Below are 12,812 nucleotides of genomic sequence, written 5' to 3' on the forward strand. Positions count from 1 at the left end.
CTTTCGACTTAGGTAAATTTGACTTAAACAATCAAAAAAATCTCTAAATATTTCCCCTCTCAAATCAAAGATACTAGCAAAATAATCTTTCAATCCAGAATAATAATTGAGATTTCAGCCTGAGGATAAAATCTATTTATCTGATTTTCCCACCAGATATTTGATGTGATAATTTTTGTGGAAATTTCCGAATCAAAAAATCGAAAAAATCTTAATTGGTTAATAAATTTACCATAAGCATCTAGAGATTTATTCAACTTCAGATATCAAATAAAACTAGGTTTCATTTTCTATCTTCCTGCCTAACTTTCCCAAAATTCCCTTTAAGTATCAGCTTTCGACTTAGGTAAATTTGACTTAAACAATCAAAAAAATCTCTAAATATTTCCGATATAAAAGAAAAGAGAAGAGAAAAAGAAGAGTTAAAGAAAGAATAATAATTGAGATTTCAGCCTGAGGATAAAATCTATTTATCTGATTTTCCCACCAGATATTTGATGTGATAATTTTTGTGGAAATTTCCGAATCAAAAAATCGAAAAAATCTTAATTGGTTAATAAATTTACCATAAGCATCTAGAGATTTATTCAACTTCAGATATCAAATAAAACTAGGTTTCATTTTCTATCTTCCTGCCTAACTTTCCCAAAATTCCCTTTAAGTATCAGCTTTCGACTTAGGTAAATTTGACTTAAACAATCAAAAAAATCTCTAAATATTTCCCCTCTCAAATCAAAGATACTAGCAAAATAATCTTTCAATCCAGAATAATAATTGAGATTTCAGCCTGAGGATAAAATCTATTTATCTGATTTTCCCACCAGATATTTGATGTGATAATTTTTGTGGAAATTTCCGAATCAAAAAATATAGAATAAAAAATTAGATGATTTTATGATTTCCTGGTATAGTTATATTGAGTATCTATAACTTTTCCTTGAGAAACCTAAAACTAGACTCAACCTGTTATTTTTTTCTCTTGTAAAAGCTTGATTAATTACGTCCCTTGATTCTTAGTTAAATTGTTCTATTTTCCCTCAAACAATCTAAAAGGTATATTTCTTCTTTTTAAAGTAAACTCTGAAAAATTAATTGATCTAATATCTAAGTGAAAATGACATCAAGTCCTTATCAAAGTAAAGTATTAAATTTTGTTGCAACAAAATATCGCCAAATATTAAATCGAAGCGATGCAACCTGGCGTCATTTAAAATTTGCAGCTACCAACACAGTTCAATTGTTACTTTATCCTATATATGTGTTGCTCCAAACCTCTCGCCTAACACTCAAACAACTACGACAAACAACTATAACTAACATACCACAAATAACAGAAAAAGTAAATAAAAAAGTTAGTAAAAAAGTTAGTAAAAATCATCAAACTCCTGACAAACCTATTCAGGAAAGATTACTAATTTCAACACAAGCCGATCCTAAACTATTAGAACCCTCAAGTCCTAGAATGCAGTGGGAAGATTTCTCAGGATTAGAGATTGTAAAAAATCATAAAGTATCAGATATTTCGACCAAGATAAAACAAAAAAATCCTCTAATATTACAAACAGCCAAGATAGAAAAAAATGTAAGATTACAGCTTCAACCCTGTGCAGAACTTGTGCCAATCTTTGGACATTTAGGAGGAATTTGGCACATTATGGCTTGGGTACAAACCAGTAAAATTGCCTTGTGGTTCAATTTGTTTGAGGAATCGAATATAGCTTTAGACCAAAATAAACCAAAACATGACAATAGAAATTTTACTTCCTACCAAAGTCAGCCATTATTGTCAAGTTCAAATCTAACTGTCAGTGAGTTTATTCATAATTTAGGCAAACAGTATCTATACCCAATTACCAGAGGTCTAGGATTAAATGGTTTGCTACTACCTTTTAACATAGAAGAAGAATGGGAACTTGAGTCATTGTTAGAAGCAGAACTAGGCCAAGAAAACCAACAAAAGCCTTTAGCTACCCAACATAAAACACCAACAGTTGCCTCATTAGTATCACCATGTCAACCAGGAACATTTCAGTTAGCCACCTCTTTAACAACTAAACCTGTCATTAACCCAGGAGCTGTAGAAAAATTAGGAAAAGAGAAAAATTGCCCTTTACATCAGGACTTCTCTCAGGAGAAAATCTCAAATTCTCATAATTCTCCCAAAAAAGAGGCGATCGCATTCAAAGAAGTTTTCAGAGATATAGATGGGCATACAATTGAACAGGAAATAAATTATAGCATAAACAGTACAAAAATATCTGTTCAAACTTATAACTCACAAAGTAGACCCAAACACCAAGCAAACTGGTTAGAAGTAGAATCAGTTTCAGTAGGGTATGTCAAACATCCCCTACAAATAATATTAGAGTGGGTTGATGTAATTATGACTTGGCTAGAAAAATTAGTTGCACAGGTGTGGCAATTGTGTCAACAAAAGTTGAAAAATTTTTGACAAATGATTGTGGTAAAATGAGTCAACATTTAGATATGATAAGAAAGTTGTAGATATTTGATCGAAAAAATTCGGTCTGAAACCCCATCCCTTTAGGAGAAATAATAAATGCTGACTTTGAAAATAGTTGTTAATATCGTTGTCCTGTTCTTTGTATTGTTATTTATTTTTGGATTCTTATCCAATGACCCCGCACGGAACCCTAGTGGTCGGGACATGGAGTAAATAGGTATTAATTTTAGCTTCCATGCTAGAATTGCCCCAAATTGACTACCGTTCAATTTGGTATTAGTCCTGGCATTAAAGCTAGTATTATAGTCATAGAGAAGAAGCCGAAAATGCTCCCTTCCTCAAATCGAAAATATTGAATATAGAAGTGTGGCTCCTCCGCAGGAGGCAAGTAAATGCTAATCTTGTGGGAGCCTTTTTCAGCCTGGAAGTCCACTAATGTTATCAAGTGTTCCATTCCAGGCTAATTTTTGACATAGTTCATAGAATATGGTATAGAAAATAAATTCTAGTTAATTATTCAGGAGCTGTCCTTAGTCCCCAGAAGCAGACATCAAAAGTCAAAAACTAAGAATCAATACTTTTGATTAGTAAGCCTTTGAGGATTTTGTAACTGCTTAATTATTTCTCCAATCCTGCACTAGGGAGTAGAACAAAGTGCAAAAGAATAATCTCAAGCTCAGGAATCTTACCAGACTCTGCTCACAATAACAAATATCAATATCTTTTAATTATATTAATTCCTAAAAAAATGGATTACAATCCCTGAAATTAAATCCCATATTGATTCTAAGCAAAACTAAAAAATTCAAATCAAAGCATCAACAATATTATCAACCTCCAGAAGTTAACTTTTGACTTTTAACTGGATAAATATTGTGTGAAAATTCTAGCTCTTAAGTTTATGATGAACTCTAATCTTTAAATCTCGTGAACTTAGTATTTCTATCCGAAATATGTCCTACCCCCTGCCACCTCCAGAACTACCTCCAATTGTTCAAACCCTACCTTCAGTCTCTGTAGTCCAATCTGTTACAGAGGCACGACAGGAACTATCTACTCCAAATCAAAATCAATCTCGTCCAACACCAAAATTAAACCAGGTTTCAGAAGAAATTAGAATATCTGCAAAGAACACTTTCTCAGGGGAAGAGTTCAGAGAAACCGTAGTGTACAAATTTCCTCAAATTACCTCAACTTTTGACCATACTCAGAAAGTAGGTCCAATTCATACAACCTCAGCCAATCTTGGACCACCAATAGAAATAGATATATCATCAGCACAGAGAATTTCTACTCTTGAAAGCCAAATCAATTCAGGTAGAAAACAAACATTCTCCTCCAACTCCTTCTCAGATTTCTCAGAATATAGTGTCTCTCAAAAAGAAGCTCAAACTACTCAACAAACAAACTCACTCAATATTAATAATAGTAGAAAAATATTAGAAAATTTTAGTAGTACAAAACAACCAATTTCATCAAAATTTCAGATAGGGCAAACCATCAGAGAAAACAACGCCCCAGAACTACCAAACCTTCCCCAAGACCAACAACCCATTCGCGAAAGTGACACTCTAGAGTCAGAAGACAAAAAAGAAGGAACCCCTATTCTTATACCAGATCCAGAATCTCAAACTCAAGACTCAGAGAATAGACAACCCATTCAAATACCTCTACCAGCAGATGTAGTCGAAGTAACTGCAGACCGCCAAGAATATAACGAGGAACGGCGACTTATTAGTGCAGAAGGTAAAGTAACAGTACGATTTAGTCAAGGAATAGTTAGTGCTGACAAAGTACAAGTTAACCTAACAACTCGTCAACTTCTTGCCACAGGAAATGCTGTGTTTACTCAAGACGGACAAGTCTTGCTTGGGGAACGGATGGAATATAACTTTACCCTTGACAAAGGATTAATTGAACAAGCAAGTGGAATTATTTTTGTCGGAAACGCAGAAGAAAGCTTGTCATCACCTCTCCCTACAACAGAAGGAGTAGGAGCATTAGGGGCAAGATCATTAAGCGATAACATTACCGCTACGCAACCTCCAACAAAAGTCAAAGCTACTGGAACTGCAAAATTTACATTTGAACCTACATTAGAACTACCAGAGCAGTCAGGAACAGTTAACCGACTGCGCTTTGAAGCAGACCGTCTCAACTTATTAGGTGCTGGTACCTGGGAAGCAATAAATCTGCGACTAACCAATGACCCGTTTTCACCCCCAGAAGTAGAATTAAGGTCAGACCGCGCTACACTGAGACCCCTATCTCCCTTTCAGGATGAACTGATAACCAAAAAATCCCGGTTAGTATTCGACCAACGTTTTAGTTTACCACTATTCCGCGAACGAACAGTTATAGATCGCCAACAACGAGACCCGCTCCCACTTCAAATTGGTTATGACCAAGACGATCGAGGTGGTTTATTTGTTGAAAGTACATTTGAACCGTTTGTTCCAGGTCCTTTGCAAATCAGGCTAACGCCTCAATACTACTTGGAAAGAGCATTTTTTGGTGGCGGTGAAGACGACTCCCCCATAGATGGTAATGTTATTGGTCTCAAAGCTTCTGTCAATGGTGCCATAACACCCACAACTCAACTACAAGGACGTGCCACATTTCTCACATTTAAAGATTTTCCCGACTTAGAGGAAGATGACTTTCGGGGTAGCGTTCGACTAAGGCAGTTATTCAAAGGTTATAATTTAACAGGAGAGTATAGTTATCGCGATCGCTTATTTAATGGTAGTTTAGGATTTCAAACNCCCACAACTCAACTACAAGGACGTGCCACATTTCTCACATTTAAAGATTTTCCCGACTTAGAGGAAGATGACTTTCGGGGTAGCGTTCGACTAAGGCAGTTATTCAAAGGTTATAATTTAACAGGAGAGTATAGTTATCGCGATCGCTTATTTAATGGTAGTTTAGGATTTCAAACTGTTCACAGTAGTGCAGGCGTTGTTCTTACTTCCCCCCTAATACCATTAGGTGAAACAGGCGCTCAACTCAGTTTTCAGACTGGGTATCAATCAGTTAATGCAAGAACCGATCGCCGGGAATTGTTAACCGACCTCCAACCATTTGAACCCCTACCCGATGATGACGATGATGATGATAGCGACCCTAGATCGCGAGCTGACCTGGGTCGTTTCCAGAGTGTAGTCTCTCTAAGATNCTTACTTCCCCCCTAATACCATTAGGTGAAACAGGCGCTCAACTCAGTTTTCAGACTGGGTATCAATCAGTTAATGCAAGAACCGATCGCCGGGAATTGTTAACCGACCTCCAACCATTTGAACCCCTACCCGATGATGACGATGATGATGATAGCGACCCTAGATCGCGAGCTGACCTGGGTCGTTTCCAGAGTGTAGTCTCTCTAAGATATCCACTAACCATCTGGAGTGGTGAACCATTACCTGCTACCCCGGCTCAGGGTTTGAGATATACCAGTAAACCAGTAGTTCCATTTGTGCAAATGGTATTAGGACTTACAGGTGCAACTAGCCTTTATAGTAATGATGAAGACCAATCTTTTGTGCGTGGTAGTATAGGGTTTACTGGACAGTTTGGGCATTTTTCCAGAGACTTTTTTGATTATACCGGATTTAACTTAACATATAGTCAGACTGGTCTGAGTGGTCAGTCACCTTTTTTCTTTGACCGGGTGGAAGATACAAATGTCCTCTTATTTGGTTTCGTTCAACAGATTTATAAAGGTTTTCGGGCTGGCTATCAGAGTGGTATCAACTTAGAAAATGGTGATATTCTTGACGATAGAATTACATTAGAATATAGTCGTCGTACTTATGGGGTAGTATTAAGTTTTAGTCCCAGACGACGAACTGGTACATTGAGCCTCCGGATCAGTGACTTCAACTGGCAGGGTGGTACAACTCCATTCTCTGGGGAAGATGTTCGACCTGTTGGTGGTGGTGTGGTTAGGTAACTTGAAGAAGGAGTCGTTTCAGTTATCAGTTATCAGCTCATGTTACGCAAAAAGGAGTAAATCAGGTTATAATAGGGACTTACGCAGTAAAACGTATTTTCGTCATTGCGTTTCGCTCCGCGACATGAAAAGCGACAGCTTTGCGATAGCAACCGACAGGGTTTGCGGAGCAGTCCGGAACGGATAGCAATCTCAAACCCTATTTTTCCGTACCTCATGCGTAATATCAAATCTGCTGGCAATGGAAGTGTTATAAGAAACCGGGTTTGTGGGAAGTAGATGTTATACAGCGGGGTATTTAAAACAAACCCGGTTTATACGCTTTTTTATATCGATACTACCGGATTTGATATAAGTCCTGATGATATCAAACCCCCAAGTTTGGTAGGGGTTTGGTCACCAAACCCCTACAATATTGAATTGTACCGATATTAAAAGATTAAATTTCAATACCGTAATACAAAGCGAGATAACTGATAATCTCCTCACTATGGGGGACTAATTCAGGTAAGTAGGTCTGCAAACTCCGTCGAACCGCATCGCCAAAGATGCTAATATCCTGGTTTTAGTGCGGACAAAAGGATCGAGCTTTTGGATAAGTTGCCAATTGCTACTGATGTTCTCCGCCTTCAGGGTNTTTGGTAGGGGTTTGGTCACCAAACCCCTACAATATTGAATTGTACCGATATTAAAAGATTAAATTTCAATACCGTAATACAAAGCGAGATAACTGATAATCTCCTCACTATGGGGGACTAATTCAGGTAAGTAGGTCTGCAAACTCCGTCGAACCGCATCGCCAAAGATGCTAATATCCTGAGTTTTAGTGCGGACAAAAGGATCGAGCTTTTGGATAAGTTGCCAATTGCTACTGATGTTCTCCGCCTTCAGGGTGCTTTCCAGAGGAGCTGCCGTGGGATCGGGGAAATCAGGGAGAATACGGCTAACAAAAGTAACCCGATGGAACACTCGCCAACAGGGGGGCTTTTTATCTGACTGGTTGGCTTGACGTAAAGCCGCTGCATTGGGATGATTGCTTTTAGCTAACCAGTCAGGATCGACCACCTTGCCAAAGAGATCCTCAAAGTTGCGCTCAGAACTATCAAGGTAGAAAGTCTTAAAGCGATAGGCATCTACTTTTCCGGGTGCTTTAACAGGCTGACCATTATTGTAAACTGCGTCCCAATCTCCTTCATCATTCAAGGTATATTTTTGTAGATTGCGAGGCAAACCAAGGCCAACAGATAGACTAAAGGATTTTTCAGTGTCCTTACTCTTGGTTTTGGTCATACTGATGCCACCACCTAGTGCAGCGTCAAATTCGAGTGCTATTCCTACAGGTGCGGCAACTTCCAAACTAAAACTTCCTCCTATGGAACCGCTAAAGTTAAAAGATCCGGAAGTGATTTCGCTTTTGACATCCGTTGTCTCAGTAGTTTCGGCAAAGAAACCCCCATCTGCTGTCCAAACGTAAGTATTGACAATATTACGTTTAGCAAATTTTGCTGGGAGGTCAAGGGAAGTCTTAGNTTCGAGTGCTATTCCTACAGGTGCGGCAACTTCCAAACTAAAACTTCCTCCTATGGAACCGCTAAAGTTAAAAGATCCGGAAGTGATTTCGCTTTTGACATCCGTTGTCTCAGTAGTTTCGGCAAAGAAACCCCCATCTGCTGTCCAAACGTAAGTATTGACAATATTACGTTTAGCAAATTTTGCTGGGAGGTCAAGGGAAGTCTTAGACGCAAGCACATCCCCCATACCACCAACCATCGCGCCTATACCTGCACCTGCCGCTACACCGATTGGACCAGCTAAGATTCCTGCGGCTGCACCAGCGGCTGCACCAATGACTCGTCCTTTTCCAGCCACCTCAGTATCCCAGTTTTCGTAATAATGAAGTAAGCGTTGCTGTTCCCGTTCGATGCGCTTTTGGATAGTGTAAGCTTCCTTGGGTTTAAAGTAGCTATATTCACCGTAACCGCGAGCATTAGCATAGCTTTCGTCAAGAACTACAGCACCATTTTCATCGTAGCCAATGCGACCATCAAGGGTTCCTTGCTTAGTATAAAAAGGATTTATCTTGAAGGGAATGATATTCCAATCAATAGGAATATCAGGATTAGGCATCATGCGGAAGGAAACCAAGGCATTGTTATGAGCTAAACGCAGGGCAAAAATATCGGCTGTCTGAGATTGTACCAAAGCAAAACCGATATTTTCAGGAATACCGCGAGGACCAATGGCCTGGTTAGCTTCTTTGCCAGCTTCTTCAAAGCTTCCTGCCAGGGACACAGTAAGACTTTGGGTCTTATTGATGCTGGTTCCTAGACTTTCTTCGTTAGACCAACTATCAGAAGTATTAAAGTCACCGTGCATTCCCGTTGCTGTAGAAATATCAACATCTGTACCAACACCGATACCCAAAGGAGCGGTAATAATCGAAATTTTGCCTTGAGTTGTGATAGCTGCTGCAGCACTGAAACCCATATCAAAGCTGCCTTCCTTAGAAGCTGACAAGTTATAAGTAACTGTGCCACTCTCAACTACCTCAAGCTCTGAAACCCCAGTAATATCATCAATGATGGCTTGATTGAGGTTTTCACTTGGTACAGGGGGCGCACCTTCTACATACCCAATTACTTGGGGATCGAACTGTGCTTGGCCAATCCATTCCGTAACTAAATTACCAACCTTATAGCCCGTGACTAACTGCCACTGACCGTTTTGTAAGTAACTGTAACACCGCTTGAGTACCCCGCCCATATTGCCTCGGTTGTCTCGCTGTAAATCAGCGTATTCGACGACCCCAGGGGTACTATCAATTTGTTCGTGGAAGTCGGTTTGTACACCAGCAAGGGCAGAACGAACCGCAGCGGTATCATTGCCAATGGGTGCAGTGGAAAGGAATATCCTGGGACGTGCTGTTTCGTTAGTAGGTAAGGACAGATGGTTACCTCGTAGCCCATTGTCCCGAAGTTGGGTTGTGTCAGCACGGGTAGAACCATCGTCGAAGGTGTAATAGGCTAAGAGATCCTGTTTTTCTCCTTTGAGACGAGTAAATAAATTGTCACCAATTTGCTCATCAGTGCGAAGGGTGCGCCAGACANAAGGAATATCCTGGGACGTGCTGTTTCGTTAGTAGGTAAGGACAGATGGTTACCTCGTAGCCCATTGTCCCGAAGTTGGGTTGTGTCAGCACGGGTAGAACCATCGTCGAAGGTGTAATAGGCTAAGAGATCCTGTTTTTCTCCTTTGAGACGAGTAAATAAATTGTCACCAATTTGCTCATCAGTGCGAAGGGTGCGCCAGACACGAACTTCTTCGAGAATGCCTCGGAATTTTTGTGTTGATGAATTATTAGATTGATAACCCCCCATACTGAACTGGCTATCGCCCCAAGCGGGAATTCCTGATGTTATAGTTTCTGCTGCTAGGGGTAAGCCATTCAACAGTAGGTCAAAGGGACTGCCTTTGGGATCTGGATTTTTCACCCAACGAGCGCCTTTAATTTTGCCGTGGTTGTTACTTTTGCTGTCTGTAGCAACATTGCCTTCTTTATCTTCCAACTGCCACCAACTTACTAAGCCAGATTCGTTTCCCTGAATCTTTTTGCCCAGGTCTTTCTGTTCGCGAGCGGTACTCCAGAGGCGGACTTCAGCAATAATCCCTTGGAAGTAGTATTGTTGACGGGGAGAAGACAAACAACGACCAATCTCCAAGGGTTCGTCGTTACCTAGAGGGGCTTCCCCATCATAACGAGTTGGTTGGTTTCCTTGTTGTACGCCGTTGATATACAGGGAAATATCAAACCATTCCTCAACATCTACAGATTCCACTACATCAATATTGCGGGTTTGGGTCTTCCCATCAGCTTCCTCATAAGTAATGGTTTTGGTACCTGGATTTTCCTTCTGAGTTCTGCCCTTCTTACGAATCACGGCAATGCGATAAAAGGTTCCAGTCGTTAGAGTTTGAGTGGAATAATAGGTCCGATCTCCTCCGTCGGCATCTTCAAAGGTGAATTCTAGCTTATTATTACTGTTGATAGACAAGCGATAAGGTACACTTTTGAGTTCTTCTCCCAGGAAGCCTTTGCCAATGATGCCCTGATGTATCCCCAGGCGATCGAGCTGTAGAAAGACTTCTATAGTCAAGTCTTCCCCAATATTCAACATCTCGTTATTACCACAATTAAGGTAGCTTGAGCCGTTAAAGTGAAGGCCATAAGACTGACGGAAACGCATGGCGACTTGATTCCAGGTTTCGGCAGAAATCGTTTCTTTGCTCTTGAGGAAACGCTGTCCCTGATGATTCTGAGCCATTCCTTGACTCACACCAGCAATAATGTGGTAGTGTTTAGGGTCATTTTGGGTGCTAGCTTCCTGCAAGACTAGGGTATAGGAGGCAGTATTAGAGTTATGATGCAATAACCGAGCCGTGGCATCACTGGTATCACTAGGGTTAACCCAAGCTTCTACCGTCAGATCGGATTTCATGGCAGTTTGGGGGAGCATTCCTGTAGGCAAAGAGAGCAAATCACTGTCACTGCCGAAGTAGTAAGCCCGTCCTGGGGCATTGGCACTCCAAAGGCTATCCCTTCCAGTAATGATGGTTCCCTGTCCATTGCTCACATTATTACTATCGTCACTCACTGATGCCAGCACTAGCAGCGATCGCTTTTTAACACTATAGCTTGCAGGAACAATTGTTGCTGTCACCGTTTCTGGCCTGTCTCCTGTGCCATTGAGGATATCAGCTAATTGTTTGGGAACACGAGGCAAGTCAGTCCAAGTTTCAGTAATACCACGATCGCTATTGGGAATAGCTTGGGTAATAGCTAAGGTACAGGTTTCGTCACTACTCCCATCACTAATGGTTGCACTGATGGCGTTGCTCCCTGCAACACGAGCAAACAAGGTGACATTATTATCAGGGAATTGCAAGCGAGTCCGAGCTACTAAAGTTTGGAAATAGGCTGCCATAAACTGCCCATAATTATCGGGGTAGTAGAGGTTTAACTCTCCTGTTGCAGCATCTAATAGTGTTGGGGTATTAGTAGCGGTAGCAAACTTCATTAAGCCACCATTAACCGTTAAGCCAGAAGCATCGATATGAAGCAATCCCATTAATAAGCGGATTTCGTTTTTTGCGCCCCCTGTGAGTAACCCCAACTTATTTTCTTTGTCAGCCAGAAGATTTTGTTTTTCTTGTTTCAAACTTTGTTTTGCGGACAAGGTATTCTGCTTTGCTAACAAGTCATTGAGTTCGGTTTGTTTGGTATTGAATTCGTTTTGCTTGGTAACAACTTGATTAGCTAAGTCTTTAACAATGCTATTACAAGGACTGCTCAATATCGGACATGGTTTTAGTTTTTGATAGTCTTGGTTATTCCAGGCACTATAGCCTTTCATGATATCGTTACCATTCTGAGTAAGATACCCGCCCGCATGATTCCTAAGTTTGATATATCCGTTAGACGCATTCTCTATATAAAATTTAGACCATTCCCATGACCAGCCACTGCGAGTGCTGGCTACATAGTCATCTCCCTGGAGACGACGACCAGCTTTCATATAGACACTTTTCCCTTGGTTGTAAAGTTGAACACGACCATCGCTCAGGGAAATAAATTTCCATCGCGATCGGACTGTATGACTATGATTGCTGGGGATTCTGTGACAAGGATATAAAGCACCGTAATCATTGGTTTCTACAACAACAACTCGGCCACTGTATTTTATTTCGAGTTCGCACCAGTAATTCATGTAGTTGGACTCTGCCGCTGTTTTCTGCTGGAACAAATGATTCTTCTGGTTGCTCAGAGTTGTTTTTTGAGCAGTAACTGAGGGAATACGAGCCACATCTAGTTGCAAATTAGCAATTTCATCAGTTAATTGCTTGATATCATCGGTAAGATTCCGAATTTCTCCTTCTAGATTCGTAATTTCCGTCAGATTAGCACTAGCTTCGGGTTTTTCCAACACTGGGAGTGTAATAGCATCAGGCAGTCCGGCTAGTCGTCCCTCCCGAGAAACAGCAATATCTAGAGTCGCTACTGCCGGATCGTTGCCACCACTGTCCTGGGTTGCCGTTGTCACCATGACGCGGGCATTTTTCTTCATAGGTTTGCGGTTGTTGTCGTATCCTGTAGCTTGCTCTTCTTGCTGATAATAAAGCTTGGCAGCTAAGGAACCCACCATAGTACGTCCGGTGAGAGAAAAACTACTACGACGGATTCCAGCACGATCGCCAATGGTTGCCTCCGAGGCAACCCAGCTACGATTACCGTAAATAGTGCCGTCATGAGCATTAGAGTTGTTGGGAAATAACTTAGATTACAAAAAAAATAAAATGAAAACAGATATATTTAGTTAGTGATTTTATTATTTATGCTGC

At 40.5% G+C, this 12,812-nt stretch carries 5 protein-coding genes and 2 pseudogenes; 5 read left to right on the forward strand and 2 right to left on the reverse strand.

What is annotated here, in order from left to right; translation table 11 throughout:
* Positions 1-89: 89 nt before the first annotated feature.
* Entirely contained in the window at positions 90-257 is a 168-nt protein-coding gene (locus tag AFK68_RS37535; protein ID WP_168186413.1) for a hypothetical protein, read from the reverse strand.
* Positions 258-1,114: 857 nt separating this feature from the next.
* Between AFK68_RS37535 and AFK68_RS29320 the strand changes: the two genes are divergently transcribed.
* From AFK68_RS29320 to AFK68_RS29335, 5 genes and pseudogenes are all read left to right on the forward strand, one after another.
* Complete coding sequence (locus tag AFK68_RS29320) at positions 1,115-2,452, forward strand: hypothetical protein (RefSeq protein WP_094677366.1); 1,338 nt, start codon at positions 1,115-1,117, stop codon at positions 2,450-2,452.
* Positions 2,453-2,560: 108 nt separating this feature from the next.
* A complete protein-coding gene (locus AFK68_RS29325; RefSeq protein WP_011612663.1) occupies positions 2,561-2,677 on the forward strand; it encodes a photosystem II reaction center protein I in 117 nt (38 codons plus the stop codon).
* A 740-nt stretch (positions 2,678-3,417) separates the two neighbouring features.
* Positions 3,418-5,228: DUF3769 domain-containing protein (locus AFK68_RS46915; protein WP_143438416.1), on the forward strand; the 1,811-nt coding region annotated here is incomplete at its 3' end.
* Between the two features lies 1 nt (position 5,229).
* Positions 5,230-5,641: pseudogene (locus AFK68_RS46920) on the forward strand (DUF3769 domain-containing protein); the annotation flags it as partial.
* Between the two features lie 16 nt (positions 5,642-5,657).
* Entirely contained in the window at positions 5,658-6,416 is a 759-nt protein-coding gene (locus tag AFK68_RS29335; protein ID WP_246844536.1) for a DUF3769 domain-containing protein, read from the forward strand.
* Between the two features lie 3,107 nt (positions 6,417-9,523).
* Here AFK68_RS29335 and AFK68_RS46925 read toward each other — a convergent pair.
* Positions 9,524-12,616 (reverse strand): annotated as a pseudogene (locus AFK68_RS46925) (LamG-like jellyroll fold domain-containing protein); the annotation flags it as partial.
* Between the last annotated feature and the right edge of the window lie 196 nt (positions 12,617-12,812).

The organism is Hydrocoleum sp. CS-953, assembly GCF_002260545.1.
Lineage (GTDB): Bacteria > Cyanobacteriota > Cyanobacteriia > Cyanobacteriales > Microcoleaceae > Trichodesmium.

What these genes read in the sequence shown, in the direction of transcription:
- AFK68_RS29325 (WP_011612663.1), top strand. Translation starts at nt 2,561, where the DNA reads ATGCTGACTTTGAAAATAGTTGTTAATATCGTTGTCCTGTTCTTTGTA.
- AFK68_RS29320 (WP_094677366.1), top strand. Translation starts at nt 1,115, where the DNA reads ATGACATCAAGTCCTTATCAAAGTAAAGTATTAAATTTTGTTGCAACA.